Source organism: Pseudoxanthomonas yeongjuensis (assembly GCF_010093345.1).
GTDB classification, from domain to species: domain Bacteria; phylum Pseudomonadota; class Gammaproteobacteria; order Xanthomonadales; family Xanthomonadaceae; genus Pseudoxanthomonas_A; species Pseudoxanthomonas_A yeongjuensis.
In genome coordinates this window covers 41313-60097 of the sequence record NZ_PDWT01000006.1, presented here as the reverse complement: position 1 = coordinate 60097, position 18785 = coordinate 41313, and the positions used below count along the sequence as shown (strand labels likewise).

11 protein-coding genes are annotated in these 18785 nt (G+C 67.0%); 7 read left to right on the top strand and 4 right to left on the bottom strand.

Going from position 1 to position 18785, the window contains the following annotated elements; all coding sequences use genetic code 11:
* Positions 1-56: 56 nt before the first annotated feature.
* The gene (locus CSC74_RS14200) at positions 57-1115 is read left to right on the top strand and encodes a serine hydrolase domain-containing protein (RefSeq protein WP_162315148.1); all 1059 of its coding nucleotides are present in this window, start codon (positions 57-59) and stop codon (positions 1113-1115) included.
* Positions 1116-1117: 2 nt separating this feature from the next.
* Entirely contained in the window at positions 1118-1933 is an 816-nt protein-coding gene (locus CSC74_RS14195) for an N-acetylmuramoyl-L-alanine amidase (RefSeq protein WP_162315147.1), read from the top strand.
* A 221-nt stretch (positions 1934-2154) separates the two neighbouring features.
* Here CSC74_RS14195 and recQ read toward each other — a convergent pair whose 3' ends face one another.
* Positions 2155-3957 carry a DNA helicase RecQ gene (recQ, locus tag CSC74_RS14190; RefSeq protein WP_162315146.1) on the bottom strand — a complete coding sequence of 601 codons (1803 nt, stop codon included), beginning with the start codon at positions 3955-3957 and terminating at the stop codon, positions 2155-2157.
* A gap of 323 nt (positions 3958-4280) precedes the next feature.
* Entirely contained in the window at positions 4281-4850 is a 570-nt protein-coding gene (locus CSC74_RS14185) for a Dps family protein (protein ID WP_162315145.1), read from the bottom strand.
* Between the two features lie 82 nt (positions 4851-4932).
* Between CSC74_RS14185 and hrpA the strand changes: the two genes are divergently transcribed.
* Positions 4933-8892: an ATP-dependent RNA helicase HrpA gene (gene hrpA, locus CSC74_RS14180; RefSeq protein WP_162315144.1), complete on the top strand. Its 3960-nt coding sequence runs from the start codon at positions 4933-4935 to the stop codon at positions 8890-8892.
* Positions 8893-8993: 101 nt separating this feature from the next.
* Here the strand turns inward: hrpA and CSC74_RS14175 are convergent, their stop codons facing one another.
* On the bottom strand, positions 8994-9503 hold the full coding sequence (locus tag CSC74_RS14175; RefSeq protein ID WP_162315143.1) for a hypothetical protein: 510 nt from the start codon (positions 9501-9503) through the stop codon (positions 8994-8996).
* A gap of 58 nt (positions 9504-9561) precedes the next feature.
* Between CSC74_RS14175 and CSC74_RS14170 the strand changes: the two genes are divergently transcribed.
* Both CSC74_RS14170 and CSC74_RS14165 read left to right on the top strand, forming a co-directional pair.
* Entirely contained in the window at positions 9562-11733 is a 2172-nt protein-coding gene (locus tag CSC74_RS14170) for a RelA/SpoT family protein (RefSeq protein WP_246193261.1), read from the top strand.
* A 17-nt stretch (positions 11734-11750) separates the two neighbouring features.
* Complete coding sequence (locus tag CSC74_RS14165) at positions 11751-13328, top strand: hypothetical protein (protein WP_246193259.1); 1578 nt, start codon at positions 11751-11753, stop codon at positions 13326-13328.
* Positions 13329-13491: 163 nt separating this feature from the next.
* On the opposite strand, the gene CSC74_RS14160 is transcribed toward CSC74_RS14165, so the two are convergent.
* Positions 13492-15609, bottom strand: a complete 2118-nt coding sequence (locus CSC74_RS14160) for a glycosyltransferase (RefSeq protein ID WP_162315142.1) — start codon at positions 15607-15609, stop codon at positions 13492-13494.
* Between the two features lie 94 nt (positions 15610-15703).
* On the opposite strand from CSC74_RS14160, the gene mrcB reads away from it, so the two are divergent.
* On the top strand, positions 15704-18115 hold the full coding sequence (gene mrcB, locus CSC74_RS14155; protein WP_162315141.1) for a penicillin-binding protein 1B: 2412 nt from the start codon (positions 15704-15706) through the stop codon (positions 18113-18115).
* Between the two features lie 5 nt (positions 18116-18120).
* Complete coding sequence (locus tag CSC74_RS14150) at positions 18121-18651, top strand: tetratricopeptide repeat protein (RefSeq protein ID WP_162315140.1); 531 nt, start codon at positions 18121-18123, stop codon at positions 18649-18651.
* Positions 18652-18785 lie beyond the last annotated feature (134 nt).

Here is an 18785-nt window from a genome sequence, read left to right as displayed (position 1 = left end):
TTGAACAACGTTCCTTGAACAATATCCCCGCCCTCGTGCCTGCCCGGGTCCACGCCATGCGTTCCCACTTCCTGCTGATTGCCATGATCTCCTTGTCCACCGGTTGCGCCACCCACGCGAATTCACCAGGCAACGAGGTGGACGCGCTGATGGGTCGATACGATGGCGCGGTGCCGGGGGCGTCGCTGCTGGTGATCCAGGATGGAAAGTCCGTGGTGCAGCGCGGCTACGGCCTGTCGGATATCGAAAACGACATCGAGGCCGGCCCCACGACCAACTACCGCCTGGCCTCGGTCACCAAGCAATTCACCGCATCGGCGATCCTGCTGCTTGCCGAAGACGGCAGGCTCGCCCTCGATGACCGCCTGCGCCAGTGGCTGCCCTCGCTGCCGGCCGCGGACGACGCGATCACCCTTCGCCACCTGCTCACCCACACCTCGGGCCTGATCGACTACGAGGACGTGATGCCCGGCGACACCACGGAACAGTTGCGCGACGCCGACGTGCTGAGCCTGCTGGAATCGCAGGACCGGACCTATTTCAAGCCGGGTAGCGACTACCGCTACAGCAACAGCGGCTATGCGCTGCTGGCGCTGATCGTGGAGCGTGCCTCCGGTAAAACTTTCCAGGACTTCCTGCGCGAACGCATCTTCCTGCCGCTGGGCATGCACGACACCCTCGCGTATGTGCGGGGCGAGTCCGAGGTTGCGCATCGGGCCTATGGCTACAGCGAAATCGATGGCCGATGGATCCGCACCGACCAGAGCACGACCAGCGCGGTACTCGGCGATGGCGGCATCTATTCCTCGATCGCGGACCTGGCCAAGTGGGATGCGGCCCTGTACGACGACCGCCTGCTCAGCGACGCCTCGCGCGCCGCCGCCTTCAGTGCGCACGCGCAGGTGGTGGGAGAACCGTACCAGGCCGATTACGGCTACGGCTGGCGGATCACCGGCGACAGCCTCTGGCATTCCGGAGAAACCATCGGCTTCCGCAACGTGATCGTGCGTTATCCACGGCAGCGCCTGACCGTGGTCCTGCTCAGCAACCGCGACGATCCCGAGCCTTACGCGACCGCAAAGGCGATCGCAAAACTTTATCTTCCGAAGGAGTGAGCATGCTCGTGCCGCCTTTCCGCGACGTCCCCACGCGCTCCACGCCATTGGCCAGGCTGTTGCTGTTGTCCCTGCTCGCCGTGCTGCTGGCATCGTGCGCGCATGCGCCGCCACGCAACCCGTTGGCGCAGTGGGTGCCTTCGCCCAACCACAATGCGCGCGAGGCGATCCTGGTCGTGATCCACGCTACTACCCAGGATTCGGTCGAGGAAAGCCTTGAGACCTTGCGCACCGCCAACAGCGGCGGGCCGGTCAGCGCCCACTACCTGATCGGCCGCGATGGCGCGCTGTACCAGCTGGTCGCCGAGGACCTGCGCGCATGGCATGCCGGTCCCGGCGCGTGGGGCACGATCAGCGACGTGAATTCCGCTTCCATCGGCATCGAGCTGGACAACAACGGGACCGATCCGTATCCGTCCGAGCAGATCGACTCGTTGCTCAAGCTGCTGGCCGACATCTGCAAGCGCAATGGAATCCCTCGCGAACAGGTGATCGGGCATTCCGACATGGCACCGACCCGGAAAACCGATCCGGGCGCGCAATTCCCCTGGGCGCGACTGGCGCAGGAAGGATTCGGCCGCTGGCCGCACGTGCCGCTGACCGATCCACCGGCGGGTTTCGATCCCGCGCTCGCGTTGCGCCTGCTCGGCTATTCCAGCGACGATCACGCGGCCGTGATCCGTGCCTTCCATCTGCACTATCGGGGCATCGACAGCCAGGCTGCGGTCTTGGACGACGAGGATGCGCGGATCCTGCATGCCTTGCTGGCAAAGCCGGGGATGCAGGCAACGAATGTCGGGGATTCGCAAGAAAAATAGGTTTTCGTGGAAAATCCAGGACGGCGCAAGGAAGTCGATGCCGTAGGAACGACGTAAGTCGCGAACGCAATCTTCCTGCTTGACCCGGCATTGGTCGGCTCGTCGCCACATCGCTGGTCTTGCTCATGGCCTTTTCCGCACGGTGCCAAACCAGGTGCGGATTCGGTCGCGACTTACGTCGCTCCTACGTCTATGGCTCGATGCTCGATGCTCGACGCGCCTCAACCCTGCGCGCGGATCGTTTCCAGTACTTGCGGGCCGTAGCGTTCCAGCTTGGTGCCGCCGATGCCGCCGACCCGGGCGAGCTCGCCTAGATTCTCCGGGCGCTGCTCGGCGATGTTGCGCAGGGTGCTGTCGTGGAAGATCACGTAGGCCGGCACGTTCTGCTCGCGCGCCAGTTGCGCGCGCAAGTCGCGTAGCGCGCCGAACAGCGGCAGGTCGTGCGCTTGCACGGATACCCCCGTGCGTGGGCCGCGTTCGCGCTCGCGGGCTTTTTTGCCCGGCAGTTCCTTGCGCAGCACCACGGCCTGTTTGCCGGTCAGCACGGCGCGGCTGGAGTCGGTCAGGCGCAGGCCGCCGAATGCTTCCGTATCGACTTCCAGCAACCCGCTAGCGACCAGCTGGCGGAACACGCCGCGCCACGATTTCGCGTCCAGGTCCTTGCCGATGCCGTAGGTGCTGAGCTTGTCGTGACCGAACTGCTGGATGCGTTCGCTTTCGCTGCCGCGCAGCACGTCGATCAGGTGCACCGCGCCGAAACGCTGGCCGGTGCGATAGACGCAGCTCAGGGCTTTCTGCGCGGCCAGGGTCGCATCCCAGCTGGCGGCCGGCTGCAGGCAGTTGTCGCAGTTGCCGCAGGCCTGTGGGTAGGCTTCGCCGAAGCCGGCCAGCAGTACCTGCCGCCGACACTGCATCGATTCGCAATAACCCAGCAGCTGGTCCAGCTTGCGGCGCTCCAGTTGCTTGCGTTCCTCGCCGGCTTCGGACTGCTCGATCATCTGCTTCAGCAGCACCATATCGCCCAGCCCGTAGCAGAGCCAGGCTTCGGCGGGCTCGCCGTCGCGGCCGGCGCGGCCGGTTTCCTGGTAATAGCCTTCCAGCGACTTGGGCAGGTCCATGTGCGCGACGAAACGCACGTCGGGCTTGTCGATGCCCATGCCGAAGGCGATGGTGGCGACCATCACCACGCCGTCCTCGCGCAGGAAGCGGCGCTGGTTGGCGGCGCGCATTTCCGCATCCAGCCCGGCGTGATAGGGCAGGGCCTTGAAACCCAGGCCGGCCAGCGCCTCGGCGGTCTGGTCCACCTTGCGCCTCGACAGGCAATAGACGATGCCGGCCTCGTCGCGATGCGCGCCGAGGAAATCCAGCAACTGGCGCTTGCCGTTGTCCTTCTGCACCACGTTGTAGCGGATGTTGGGCCGGTCGAACGAGCTGACGAACCAGCGCGCCTGGTCCAGTTGCAGCCGCTCGGCGATCTCGCGTTGGGTCGGCGGATCGGCGGTGGCGGTCAGGGCGATGCGCGGTACTTGCGGCCAGCGCTCGTGGAGCACGGTCAGCTCGCGGTATTCGCGGCGGAAATCGTGGCCCCATTGCGAGACGCAATGCGCCTCGTCGATGGCGAACAGGGCAATGGGGGACCGGTCCAGCAGGGACAGGAAGCGCGGGGTCAGCAAGCGTTCCGGAGCCACGTACAGCAGGTCCAGTTCGCCGGCCAGCAGGGCCCGCTCGACCCGCGACGCGGATTCCGCATCCAGGGTCGAATTGAGGAACTCGGCACGCACGCCAAGCTGGCGCAGCGCTTCCACCTGGTCCTGCATCAGCGCGATCAGCGGCGAGATCACCACGCCCACGCCGTCGCGCAGCAGCGCCGGTACCTGGTAGCACAGCGACTTGCCGCCGCCGGTCGGCATCAGCACCAGCGCATCGCCGCCGTCGGCGATGTGTTCGATGATCGCCTGTTGCGGGCCGCGGAAACCGGCGTGGCCGAAGATCCGCTGCAATAGTTCCTGGGGTGATTCGTGCATGTGGCTAGGGTAGCAGCGGGGTCAAGTGGTGCAATAGTGAGAATGCCCGCAGATCCAAGGAGTATTGGCGCAGTTCCCTGTCGGAAAAAACTGACCTGACTTTTTCCTCTCCCCTCGTGGGAGAGGATGCCCGGAGAGCCTGCCCCCGAATGCTTTAGTCGGGGGGCAGGAGAGGGGGCGCAAGCGGAGCTTGCGTGCCTTTGATCCTGGCTTCGATTACGAAAAGGTAAGTCCCTTCAGCCACCTCCGGCATACCCTCTCCCGGCCGTTGGCCAGCCTCTCCCATGAAGGGAGAGGGGAGTTCCTTCACTGCAATAACGGGTTCATTGCAGCAGCGAGCGCAGCATCCAGGCGTATTTCTCGTGGGTCTGCAGGCGCTGGGTCAGCAGATCCTCGGTCGGGGCATCGTCGGCGGCGTCGGCGATGTCCAGCACCTTGCGCGCGGTACGGCAGACCGCCTCGTTGCCGACCACAAGCTGGCGGACCATTTCGCGCCAGTCGGCGCTGTGGGTCAGGCCTGGCTCCTCGGGAATCGAAGACAGGGCCACAAACTCGCGGTACGAGCCCGGCGCGTTGAAGCCCAGTGCGCGGATGCGTTCGGCGGTCTCGTCCAGTGCGGTCCACTGTTCGGTGTACTGGGTCTCGAACATGGTGTGCAGCGTGTTGAACATCGGACCGGTGACGTTCCAGTGGAAGTTGTGGGTCTTCAGGTACAGGGTGTAGCTGTCGGCGAGGAAATGCGACAGGCCGTCGGCGATCTTCTTGCGATCACCCGTACCGATCCCGATATCGATGTTGGGCGCGGTTGGCGCGGCGGCGGCCAGCTTGGCGCTGGCGGGAGAGGCCGGTTTGGCTGGTTTGCTGTTGGACTTGTTGCTCTTGGTCTTGGCCATGGGGCGCTCCTCGGGGTGGGATAGGCGACAATAAACAGACTAACCGATGTCGTGTAATCGAAAAATTCGCTGCCGCTGATATATGAGTGCGATTGAAGCCGAAAACAAGGATCTGCGCGCCGCGCGGCGCGCCATCGATGGCGCGTTGACGCGCGACCGTGGGCGGCTGCATGGCCTGTGGTCGCGCTGGCAGGGCAAACCGGCGGACATCGCCGCCAGGGCGGCCTTCGAGCAGGCATTGGCGGTCTCGGCCTCGCGCGTCGCCGCCAGGGCAGGCTCCGCGCCCACGGTGACCCTGGACGAGGCGCTGCCGATCGCACGCGAGGCGGAAAAGATCGTCGATCTCATCCGCATGCACCCGGTGGTGGTGATCGCGGGCGAGACCGGCTCCGGCAAGACCACGCAGTTGCCGAAGCTCTGCCTCGCCGCAGGCCGCGGCGTGGCCGGTATGATCGGCTGCACCCAGCCGCGGCGGATCGCGGCGCGGGCGGTGGCCCGGCGCGTGGCCGAGGAACTGAAGACTCCTGTCGGCGGCGCGGTCGGTTTCCAGGTGCGCTTCAACGACCAGGTCGGCGACGACACCCGGATCAAGTTCATGACCGACGGCATCCTGCTTGCCGAGATCGCCTCCGATCGTTGGTTGTCCGCTTACGACACCATCATCGTCGACGAGGCCCACGAGCGCAGCCTCAACATCGATTTCCTGCTCGGCTACCTCAAGCAGCTGCTGCGCAAGCGCCGCGACCTGAAGGTCATCGTCACCTCGGCGACCATCGACACCGAGCGCTTCTCGCGCCATTTCGACGGCGCGCCGGTGATCGACGTGGAAGGCCGCACCTTTCCGGTGGAAGTGCGATACCGGCCGCTTGAAGGAGAAGGAGAGACGCATGCTGAGGGACGTGATTCCGAGGAATCACGTCGCGGCGAACGCACCGTAAACGACGCCATCGTCGCCGCCATCGACGAGATCACCCGCCAGGATCCGCGCGGCGACGTGCTGATGTTCTTGCCCGGCGAACGCGAGATCCGCGATGCGCACCAGGCGCTGGAACGGCGCAAGTACCGCGAGACCGAAGTCACTCCGCTGTATGCGCGGCTGTCCGCGCGCGACCAGGACAAGGTCTTCAATCCCGGGCCGAAACGCCGCCTGGTGCTGGCCACCAACGTCGCCGAGACCTCGTTGACCGTGCCGCGGATCAAGTACGTGGTCGATCCCGGCTATGCGCGGGTCAAGCGCTACAGCCCGCGGCAGAAACTCGATCGCCTGCACATCGAACCGGTGTCCCAGGCCAGCGCCAACCAGCGCAAGGGCCGCTGCGGACGCATTTCCGATGGCATCTGCTACCGGCTGTACGCGGAAGCCGATTTCGAGTCGAGGTCAGAGTTCACCGATCCGGAGATCCGGCGTTCCAGTCTGAGCGGTGTGATCCTGCGCATGCTTTCATTAGGCCTGGGCCGAATCGAGGATTTCCCGTTCCTGGAACCGCCGGACGAGCGCGCGATCGCCGATGGCTGGCAGCAGCTGGGCGAACTCGGCGCGGTCGACAAGGACAGGAAACTCACCGCCATCGGCAGGCATATGGCGCGGCTGCCGGTCGACGTGAAGCTGGCGCGCATGCTGGTCGCCGCGCACGGCAATGGCTCGTTGCGCGAGATGACCGTGATCGCCTCGTTCCTCGGCATCCAGGATCCGCGCGAACGCCCGCCGGAAGCGCGCGAGGCCGCCGACCACGCGCATGCGAAGTTCGCCGACCAGAAATCCGAATTCATCGGCATCCTCAAGCTGTGGCAGGCCTACCGCGATGCGCACGAGGAACTGACCCAGTCGAAACTGCGCGACTGGTGCGAACGCCACTTCCTCGGTTTCCTGCGCATGCGCGAATGGCGCGAGCTGCATCGGCAGTTGTTGGTGTTGTGCGGGGAGCTGGGATGGGAGGAGCTAGAAACGAGTGGGGAGGAACGAGGAACGAGAGAAGGCAAGGGCGCGGATGCAGATACTCGTTCCTCGTTCCTCTCCACTCGTTCCTACATCGCCCTGCATCGCGCGTTGCTCGCCGGCCTGCCGACCCAGGTCGGGCACAAGACCGAAAAGGGCGACTTCCTCGCTCCGCGCCAGCGTCGTTATCACCTGTTCCCGGGCTCGACGCTGGCGAAGAAGCCGCCGGCATGGGTGTTGAGCGCGACCCTGCTCGACACCGCGCGCGTCTGGGGCATGACCAACGCCGCGATCGAGCCCGACTGGGTGATCGCCGAATTGCCGCACCTGCTGGCGCGCAAGCATTTCGATCCGCACTGGTCGCGCGCGCAGGGCCATGTGCTGGCCTCGGAACAGATCAGCCTGTTCGGCCTGGTGCTGGCGCCGAAGAAGCCGGTGCATTACGGGCGCATCGCGCCGCAGGAATCGCACGAGATCTTCGTGCGCCAGGCGCTGGTGACCGGCGAGATCAATACCCGCGCCAGCTTCGTCGCCGACAACCTGAGGACCCTGGAGCAGGCGCGCGAAGAGGAAGCCAAGCTGCGTCGCGCCGGCATCGTCGCCGACGAGGACTGGCAGGCGCGCTGGTACCTGGACCGCATTCCCTCCGACCTGCATTCCGCCGCCGGACTGGATGCCTGGCACAAGAAACTGGCGCCGGAAGCGCGCCACGCGCTGCACTGGTCGCTGCTCGACCTGTTGCCGGGCGAGGGTAGCGAGGAGGACCGGTTTCCGAAATATTTCCCGCTCGGCGACGCGCGTCTCGCGTTGCATTACAAATTCGAACCCGGCGCGGCCGACGACGGCGTGACCCTGGAAGTGCCGATCCACCTGCTCAACGCGCTGGATGCCGCGCGCCTGTCGTGGCTGGCGCCGGGCTTCGTCGCCGACAAGGCCGCCGGACTGATCCGCAGCCTGCCCAAGGCGATGCGGCGCAACTACGTACCGGCGCCGGATTTCGGCCGCGCCTTCGCCGAGGCGTTTCCCAAGGCGGGTGCCGACGATGTGCGCGGCGAACTCGCCCGGTTCCTTTCCCGCACCACCGGCGCCGCGGTCGCTGCCCTGGATTTCGACGAAGCGGGCATCGAACCGCACCTGCGCATGAACCTGCGCCTGCGCGACTCCGACGGCAAGGTGCTGGCCGAGTCGCGCGACCTCGACGGATTGCGCGCGCGTTTCGGCGAACGCGCGGGCAACGCCTTCGCCGCGCGTGCGGGCCGGGAGCTCGCGGCCGAAGGATTGCGTGAATTCCCTTCCGCGCCGGTTCCGCTGCAGGTGCCGGGCGAAGCCGGGGTGCCGGCCTATCCGGCGCTGGTCGATGAAGGCGAAGCGGTTTCCCTGCGCGTCTTCGCCGACCGCGGCGAAGCCGATGCCAACCATCCGCAAGGCGTTCGCCGCCTGCTGGAGATCGCATTGGCCGACAAGGCCAAGAGCGCGCGCAAGCAGCTGCCGGTTTCGCCGAAGACCGGCCTGCTGTACGCCGCGATCGAATCGCAGGAGCGCCTGCGCGGCGACCTGGTTGAAGCGGCGATGAATGCGCTGCTGGCCGAGGGACTGGGCGACATCCGCGATCGCGAAGCCTTCGAGCAGCGACGCGAAAGCGCAGGCCGGCGATTGTTCGGCGAAGCGATGGAGCGGCTGAAGCTGGCCGAATCCATCCTTTCCGCCGTGGCCGAACTCAAGCCGCAACTGGAATCGCCGCTGATGGGCTGGGCCGGCGGCAACCTCGACGACCTGCGCCGGCAACTCGCGGCGCTGGTCCACGCCGGTTTCCTGCGCGACACCCCCGCCGCGGCGCTGGCCCAGTTTCCGCGCTACCTGAAGGCGATGCGCCTGCGCGCCGAACGGGCGCTGCGCGATCCCACCCGCGACCAGGCCCGCCTGCTGGAACTGCAGCCCTTCATCGATGCGCTGGATCGCGAATCGGGCAAGCGCCAAAGCCCGGAATGGCAGGCGCTGCGCTGGGACCTGGAGGAACTGCGGGTCTCGATGTTCGCCCAGGAGCTGGGCGCGCGCGGCGGGATTTCGCCGAAGAAACTCGCGCAACGCCTGCAGGCGCTGCGCTGACTTGTAGGAGCGGGCCTTGCCCGCGATGCCTTATCGAACATTCGGGCAAGAGCATCGCGGGCAAGGCCCGCTCCTACGGGTGATCTTCTCGCTGCCGGTCGTTATTTGATGCGGCGCACCTTGGCTGCGGTGTTGTAGCCGTCGATGCGCATGAACCAGTTGTTGAACATGCCGGGCTTGATCGACACCTTGGGGTTGGTCCGGCGCACGCCGTCCAGCGAAGCGGGCTCGATCTGCTCCCAGACCTGGCCGTTCTCCAGGGTGTACTTCCTGCCCTTGGCGAAACCGTTGAATTCGCCGACCAGCGCGCTCTCGATCGCTTCGCTGGAGCCGAAATCGAAGAAGCCGCGATTGATCTCCTTGACTTCCTTGCGTCCCTCTTCCTTCGCCACCTCGACCGCCTTGGTGGTTTCCTGCACCACCTTGTGCTGCAGCCAGGCATTGAGCGCGGCCAGTTCCTGCGCGCTCAGCTTGTCCAAGCCGGCGGCCTTGAACTCGTCGGCGCTCATCTGCTGCTCGACATTGGCGGTCAGCGGGGCCGATGGCTGGGCCCAGGCAAGCGGCGCAAGCGCGAACATCAGCATGGCGAGCGGGATGCGTAGCGATTTCATGGTTGTTCCTCCGGGCGCAAGGCCGCTAGTGTAGTCACATCTTCTGGAAATCGATCCCTTGAACGCCCCATCCACCGCCCCGCTGCAAACCTGGCTGCAGTCCCGTTCAGCCGAAGCGTTGTCGCCGTCGATGCGCGCGGCCATCGCCGACGCAGCGACGGCCGGGGACGCGACGGCGGGCATGCCGGATCCGTGGCCGGTGCTGATCGATACGCTGGAAGCGCTGGCCGGGTTGTCGGCCGAGGCGGATGTGCTGCTGGCGGCCCTGTTGTTCGGTCTCCCCGGCCTGCAACCGGCATTGAAGGCGCAGCTCGCGAAAAACACCGGCGTCACCGGCTTGCTGGATGGGCAGAACGCAGCCGCACAGGTCTGGGCGCTGCACGCCGAGCGCGAGATCGCCGGCAACAACGAAGGCCTGCGCCGGCTGTTGCTGGCCATCGTCAACGACCTGCGGGTGGTCCCGATCCTGCTGGCCAGACAACTGGCGCGGATGCGCGCCGCGGGCAAATTGCCGGCCGCGGAGCGGCGCCTGCTGGCCCAGCTGACCCGCGACATCCATGCGCCGCTGGCCAACCGGCTGGGCATCTGGCAGTTGAAGTGGGAACTGGAGGACCTGGCCTTCCGTTACCTGGAGCCGGAAACCTACCGCCAGATCGCGCAGCAACTGGACGAGAAACGCACCGGCCGCGAGCGCTACATCGCCGCGGTGACGACCACGCTGCGCGAGACGCTGGGTGAACATGGCATTGCCGCCGATATCAGCGGACGGCCGAAGCACATCTACAGCATCTGGCGGAAGATGCAGAAGAAGCAGTTGGCGATGGAGGAACTCTACGACCTGCGCGCGGTGCGCGTGGCCGTGGACGACGTCGGTGCCTGCTACGCCGCGCTGGGTCTGGTCCATGCCTTGTGGTTGCCGATACCCAGCGAGTTTGACGACTACATCGCCCGTCCCAAGCCCAACGACTACCGTTCCCTGCATACCGCGGTGATCGGACCGGAAGGACGCACCCTGGAAGTGCAGATCCGCACCCACGAAATGCATGCCCAGGCGGAACTCGGCGTGGCCGCGCACTGGCGCTACAAGGAAGGCGGCAAGGGCGGCGACAAGGCCTTCGACCGCAAGATCGCGTGGATGCGGCAGTTGCTGGAACCCAGTGGCGAAGGCGGGCGCGAGGAAGGAGTTGGCCTGGCCGGCGAACTCGACGCTCAGCTCGCCGAGGAACGCATTTACACGCTGACGCCCAAGGGCGAGGTCATCGACCTGCCGCAGGGCGGAACCGTGCTCGATTTCGCCTATCACGTGCACACCATGGTCGGGCACCGCACCCGCGGGGCCAAGGTCAACGGCCGCATCGTGCCGCTCAGCCACCAGTTGCGCAGCGGCGACCGCGTGGAAATCATGACCGCGAAAACCGGCGAGCCGCGCCGCGACTGGCTGCTGGCCAGCAATGCCTTCCTCGCCAGCGGCCGCGCGCGCGACAAGGTGCGGGCCTGGTTCCACAAGCTGGATCGCGCCCGCAATGTGCAGGCCGGCCGCGAGGTGCTGGAGCGCGAACTCAAGCGCCTGGGCCTGCATCACGCCGACCTGGCGCCGATGGCGAAGAAATTCCACGCCGAAAGCATCGACGACCTCTATATCCAGATTGCCCTGGGCGACGTTGGCCCCAGCCAGATCGGCCGCGCCCTGCATGAGGAACAGCGCGCCGCCAGCGAACCCGCGCCGGCCGCCCTCGCGCGACACCTGCCGAAGCGTCCGCCGACGCCTTCCCGCTCGAATTCACGCTCGAAGTTCACCGTGCAGGGCGTGGGCAACCTGCTGGTGCAGTTGGCGCGTTGCTGCCAGCCGGTGCCTGGCGAAGCCATCGCCGGTTACCTGACCCGCGGCCGCGGCATCACCGTGCATCGCGCCAACTGCGCTTCGCTGCTGCGCCTGGCCGCGGCCAGTCCGCAACGGGTGCTGCCGGTGGAATGGGGCGTGGCCGGCGGCGGTTACGAGGTCGATGTGCAGATCCGCGCGCTGGATCGCAAGAGCCTGCTCAAGGACATCACCACGCTGATCGCGCAGGAAGACGCCAATGTCACCGACATCCAGAGCGACAACGTGCGCGGCAGTGGCCACGTGCTGCTGCGCCTGCGCCTGAAGGTCACCGACTACGGCCAGTTGTCGACCCTGCTCGGCAAGCTCGATGCGCTGCCCGGGGTCGAGGAAGCGCGACGTTCAGGCTGAGCGATTATCCTGTCGCGGTGATCCGAACTCCCGACAATCAGTCCGGCAAGTCGCCTGGCGACCGGGTCGAACCGGTGGCGGACTGGCTGCAGGAGGTCGAATTCCGCCGGCCCGCGCGCCCATCCCCGCCACCTGCCTGGCGGGATCGTCGTTACTGGCGCTGGGCCCTGGCGATCATGCTGGTGGCGGGCGTGGCGGTGGTGGCGTTCCGGCAACCACTGGCCAATCTGATGTGGCCGGACATGCGCGTGCAGCGCTTGCTGGGCGAGGCGGAAATCGCCCTGAAACAGGGCAAATTGAATGCCGCGGACGGCACCGGCGCGCGCCAGCGTTTCGAGGCGGCGCTGGCCCTGGACTCGGATCGCAGCGAGGCCCGCGCGGGTTTGAGCCGGGTCGCGGAAACGGCACTGGCGCAGGCGCGCGCGCAACTCCGCGCGAACCGTTTCGAAGACGCGCGGCAGTCGCTCGCGCTGGCCCGGGAACTGCAGGTGCCCCGGGCCGTTGCCGACGCGGTCGCCGATCAGCTGCGACGTGGCGAGGCCGCGCATGCCGGCATCGATGTGCTGATGGCTGAGGCCGCGGCCGCGCAGGCGGACGGACAACTGGGAATCGCGTTGCCCCTGTACCAGCGCGTGCTGGTCCTGGAACCCAACCAGACCGCGGCCCTGGAAGGTCGCGAGGACGCCTTGTCGGAATGGTTGCAGCAGGCGAGCCAGGCGCTGGCGGGTGGCGATCTTGCGCGTGGTTCCAGTTTGATCGCGCAGGCACGCGGCTACGATCCGGGGCATGTCGATTTGCCTGGCCTGGAGGCGCAACTGGCGCGCGCCATCGAGCACCGACGCCAGCTTGCCGATGTCGATTTGCGGCGCCAGCGACTGGATCGGGCATTGACAGGCTATCGGTTGGTACTGGCTGCGTCGGCCGATGACGCCGCGGCAGCACAGGGCATCGAGCGCGTGGCCAGCGCCTATGCGCAGCGAGCGGTGCGCGAAGCGGCGGATTTCGATTTCGCCAAGGCCGAGGCGTCGCTGGCGCTGGCCCGCGAAATCGCGCCACGGGCAGCCGTGGTGAAGGAGGCGGCCCAGTCGCTGGCCCGTGCCCGGCAATCGCAGTCGCGGATGACCAGCTCGATGCCGCCGCGCGAACGGATACGGCGCAGCCGGGTCCTGCTGGCCGCGATGGAACAGGCCGAGGCGCGCGGCGACTGGCTCACGCCGCCGGGCGAAAGCGCCTACGACAAACTCCGCGCGGCCCAGTCGCTGGCACCGGACGATGTCGAGGTCAGGCGCGCTGCCGCCCGTCTGCTGCCAGCCACCCGTTCCTGCTTCGAGGAACAACTGCGTGGCAACCGCGTGCGTCGCGCCCGCGCCTGCTACGACGCCTGGCAGACCCTGGAGCCGGGCAATGCGCAATTGTCCGACGCGCGTCGCCGGCTGGCGCAGAAATGGCTAGCGGTGGGCGGCGAGCGGCTGGGGGCGGGCGAAGTCGCCTTCGCCGCCGAAGCCCTGCGCGAAGCGCGTGGCCTGGATGCGGGTGCGCCAGGGTTGGCCGAGTTCGCCGCGCGGGTGCGCAGTGCGGAGGCTGGGGGCGATTAGGGGCGGGGAGCTAGGAACGAGGAACGAGGAACGAGAAGTGAGAAGTGAGAAGTGAGAAGTGAGAAGTGAGAAGTGAGAAGTGAGAAGTGAGAAGTGAGAAGTGAGAAGGCTATCGCTCTCCTCGTTCCTCGTTCCTCGTTCCTCACTCCTCGTTCCTCGTTCCTCACTTCTTGCTCCCCGCCTCCCGCCCAAAAAACCCCCGCCGCACCACCTCGCGCGCCGCATCCAGGGAGAAATGCCGGGCCACGTTCTCCAGGCCGCTGCGGGCCAACTGGTTCCACAATTCCTCGTCCTGGTACAGGCGAACCACCGCCTCGGCGAACGCTTGCGCATCGTCGGCGACCAGCACATCGCGGCCGCCCTGCAGATGCATGCCTTCCACCGCGCAGGTCGTCGCCACCACCGGCTGGCCGTGGGCCATGCTCAGGTTGACCTTGCCCTTGACCCCGGCGCCGTAGCGCAGCGGCGCCACCGCGATGCGCATGCCATCCATGGCCGGCACCAGGTCGGGGACATGGCCGTGGACCACGACACCGTCCAGCGCGGACAAGGCCAGCACCGCATCGGAGGGATTGCTGCCGATGCAATGGAACACCACCTCCGGCAAGCGCGCGCGGATGGTGGGCAGCACTTCGCGCGCGAACCAGACCACGGCGTCCACGTTCGGCGGATGACGGAAACCGCCAACGAAGACCAGGTCCTTGCGCTGCGCGAAGGGCTGGCCCGGCCCGGCGACCTGGTGCAGGTTGGAAACCACTTCCACGGCCCGGCCCGGCGCTTCATGCGCCAGCCATTCCTTTTCCACGCTGCTGACCACCAGGGTCACGTCCGCGCGCGCCATCACCGCCAGTTCCGAGGTTCGGGTGATTTCGGACGCGCGCAGCATCGCCTCGTCCTGGTTCATTTCCGCGCCCCGCCGTTCGCGCAGGTAATGCAGGTCGACGGTGTCGAACACCACTTTCGCCTGGGGCGCATGCTTGGCGACCAGCGGAAGGAATGCGCTGGCCACGTAGTGCCGGCAGAGCACCACGCTATCGAAGCGCGGCCCGTGCTCGGCCAGCCAGGCGGGCAGGCGGCGCGCATGCGGCGCGTACCAGGTTTCCACGCCGAGCGCCTGCAGGGCGGTGGTGTAGTGGCCATCGTCGCGCCGGTTGGAGGGCAGGAATACGACATGCATCCCTTCCTCGCGCAGCAACCGCATCAGGTTCACCAGGCGCAGCGAGCCGGAATCGTGATCCGGCCGCGGGGTCATCGCATCGATGATCAGGACCTGGCGCTGTCCGGCATGCAGCAGGGCCGGCGTGGGCAGTGCGTCCGGGGCGGGTTGCCGCGCCAGGGCGTCGCCCCACTTCCCGGCGAAGCGTTCGCGATTGCGTACCTGATAAGCCTTGGCGCCGGTGCTGGTATCGGTGCCGGAAGTGATGCCTTCCAAGTGGACCACGCGCGATCGCGGCTGGTACAGCACGCCGTGGCCGCGGGCGCGCACCGAGAAAGCGAGGTCGGTGTCCTCGTAATACGCCGGCGCATAACGGGTATCGAAACCGGCCAGCGAGTGGAACAGCTCGCGCCTGATCGCGATCGCCGCACCCGAGCAATAGTCGGCTGCGCGCAAACTGGCGAAACGCGGATCGTGCGGGGATTCGAAGCGTCCGTAGTTCCAGGCCGAGCCATCGGAAAACACCACCCCACCGGCTTCCTGCAGGCGCCCGTCCGGATACAGCAACTGCGCGCCGACCAGGCCGGCCTCGGGATGCGAGCGGAACGTATCCAGCAGGGCATCGAGCCAGCCGGGCTGCGGCACGGTGTCGTTGTTCAGGAACACCAGGAACTCGCCGCGCGCGCGCTCCGCGCCATCGTTGCAGGCGGCGATGAAACCTTCGTTCCGCGCGCGCCGGTGGAAATGCAGGCCGGAGACCTGCGCCATCCACTCCGCGGTCTGGTCGCTGGAGCCATCGTCGACGACCAGGATCTCGCAGCTGGCCAGCGGCGGGTGTTCGGCCAAAGCGCGCAGGCAGGCGGGGGTGTGCGCGGCCTGGTTGTAGACCGGGATGATGATGCTGGCCCGCGGCGTGGGACTGTCGGGAACCGCGAATGGCGCGAATGGCGCTTCGACAGGGAAATAGAGCGCGGCGCGCTGCATCTGCGGCGCGCGCTGGAACTGGCGTTTCAGCCGGTCCCAGCTCGCCCGCCAGCCACGGGTGCGCAGGCTGCTGATGCCGCGACGGATCAGGCCCAGCGCGCGTTGCCATTGGAAGCGCGCATCGGCCAGGGAAATCGACATTCCGGTGCAACTCCAGCTGAGCAGGGGGGAAGTCCGCCGGCCGCAGCGTGGCGGGCTGCGCTAGACTCGTCGGAACTCCTATTGTCGCATTCCCGTGCCGCGCTACGACTACGACGACCAAGACGACGACACCGACGATCACGACGACGCGCATCCCTGGCGCCAGCGGCTGGTGACCTGGGCACTGGCGGCGCTGGGGCTGGGACTGGGTTTCCTGATTCCCTACACCCTGTACCTGAACCACCAGGTCAGCCAGCGCTTCGGCGCCCTGCAGTGGCAGATCCCGACCCGCGTGTATGCGCGCCCGCTGCAGCTGGCGCCCGGCGTGGCGATGGATGCGCAGACCCTGAAGACCGAACTCGACGCCGCTTCCTATCGCGACGACGGCAGTGGCGAGCGCCTCGGCACCTATGCGCGCGATGGCGGCCGTTTCATCATTGCCAGCCGTGGTTTCACCGATGTGGAAGGCAAGGTGCCGGCGCGCAGGCTGCAGGTATCGCTGTCGGGCGGGCGCGTGGCCAGTGTCCGCGACCTCGGCCGCAGCCAGAACCTGAAGTCGGCGCGGTTGGATCCGGCGCGCATCGCCACCCTGTACGGGCAGAAGCAGGAAGAACGCCGGCTGGTGCGCATGGAGGAGGTACCCGAGTTGCTGGTCACCGGCCTGCAGGCGGTGGAAGACCGCGACTTCAGCAGCCACCACGGCATCGATGTCAGCGGCATCCTGCGCGCGATCTGGGTGACCGTGCGCTCCGGTGGCGAGACCCGGCAGGGCGCCAGCACCCTGACCCAGCAGCTCGCCCGTAGCGGCCTGCTCGGCATCGGCAAGGAAGTCACCCCGAGCCGCAAGTTCAACGAAATACTCTTCGCCTTGATCCTGGAAGCGCGCTACGACAAGCGCACCATCCTCGAGGCGTACTTGAACCAGGTGTACATGGGTCAGCGCGGCAGCCAGGCCATCCATGGCGTCGCCGCGGCCTCCGAATTCTGGTTCGGGCGCGAACTGGATTCGCTGACCAGCGAACAGATCGCCCTTCTGATCGGCATCGTCAAGGGACCGTCCTACTACGATCCGCGCCGCAACCCGGAACGTGCGCTGGATCGCCGCAACCTGGTGCTGGACAAACTGCTGGAAACCGGGTTGATCAAGCAGCCCGAATGGAAGCGCGCCCGCGCCGCGCCGCTCGGCGTCACCACCACCCCGGGCATGGCCGCGGCCAACCGCTTCCCCGCCTATGTCGATCTGGTGCGCCGCCAGCTCGCGCGCGATTATCCGGAAAGCGCGCTGCAGGGCGCCGGCCTGAGCGTGCTCACCGGCATGTCGCCTTCGGCCCAGGCCTATGCCGAAGGCGCGGTCGCGCGCACGCTGAAATCGGTGGAGAACAAGAAGCGCCCGCCGTTGCAGGCCGGACTGGTGCTGACCGATGTGCACGATGGCGATGTGCTGGCCGTGGTCGGCAGCCGCAACGTGTCGCAACCCGGCTTCAACCGCGCGGTGGAAGCGCAGCGTCCGGTCGGTTCGCTGCTCAAGCCGTTCGTCTATCTGCTCGCGCTGGCCCAGCCGGACAACTATTCGCTGGCCAGCTACGTCGACGATTCCCCGGTCACCGTGCAACTGGGCAAGGGCAGACGCTGGACGCCCGGCAATTCCGACAACCGCAGCCATGGCTCGGTGCGACTGGTCGATGCGCTGGCCCATTCCTACAACCAGGCCACCGTGCGCATCGGCATGAAGGTGGATCCGCAGCGCCTGTCCAACCTGATCCACGTGCTGGCCGGAATCAAGGCCGAGCCGAATCCGGCCTTGATCCTGGGCGCCACCGACCAGAGTCCGTATGCGATGGCCCAGCTTTACCAGTTCCTCGCTTCGGGTGGCGAGATCCAGCCGCTGCACGCAGTGCGTGGCGTGCTCGATCCGAACGGCAAACTGCTCAAACGCTACGACAAGACCCCGGCGCCGGCGCAGGAAGGCGATTCCATCGCAGCGCACCTGGTCAGCATCGGCCTGCAGCAGGTGGTCAGCAACGGCACCGGGCGCCAGTTGCTCGGCGATGGCCTCGGCCGCCTGCAGTCCGCGGGCAAGACCGGCACCAGCAACGACGGCCGCGACAGCTGGTATGCCGGCTACACCGGCGATCACCTCGCGGTGGTGTGGATGGGCAACGACCAGAACGAACAGACCGGCCTGTACGGCGCTACCGGTGCGATGCGGGTATGGTCGGGGATCTTCACGCGCCTGCCCAGCGCGCCGTTGAAGGTGTCCGGCAAGGGCCTGGACTGGCAGTGGGTCGCCGGCGCGAACGCCACCGATGCCGGTTGCCCCGGCGCGCGGCAACTGCCGTTCGTGTCCGGCTTCGCGCCTGCCTACGCCACCTGCGTGATCGAGCCGGTGCCCGAGGAAACGGGCGAAGAAGCCGAAGGCGGCGGCTGGCGCAGCTGGTTCGGCCTGGACGGCAAGAAGGAAGAACAGGCGCCGCCCGCAGAACCTGCCCCCGCACCGCAACCGTGATGAAGATGAAACCGTTCCGAAAATTCGCAACCCTCGCCGTGGTGCTCGCCATGTCCGCCTGCACGACATCCGGTACATCGACTGTTCCCGCATCGCCCGCTGTTCCCAAGGTCGCTCCGGAACTGCGGCTCGCCAACGTCGTCGCCGCATCAAAGGGCGCCGACGATCGCGAACTCGCGGTGCAGCCCTTGCGCGACCCGCAAGTGCAGGACCTGCGCGACGATGCGGCCGCCGCCATCGCCGCACGCGATTACCCCGCCGCGGCCGAAGCCCTGAACCAGGCGCTGCTGATCGCGCCCGACGATCCGGCGATCCTGCAGGAGCGCGCGGAAGCGGCTTTGCTGCAATCGGAATACGAACGCGCGGAGACGCTGGCCAAGCGCGCCTTCGACCTGGGTTCCAAGGTCGGACCGCTGTGCCGCCGGCACTGGGCCACCATCGAACAGGCGCGCCTCGCGCGCGGCCTGCAGCAGGACGCGGTTTCGGCGCATACGCAGATAGAAGCCTGCACCGTGGCGGGATTGAACAGGATGTAAGGCGTCCGCCGCCTCCCCGTTCACGGGGGAAGCTTGGGATGGGGGCGGTCCGAAGCCGGTAAACTTGCAGGGCACGCCAGTTTCCAGCGATGCCATCCCATGCGGTTGCCTGGCATTGGAGTTGTCGTCGCAAC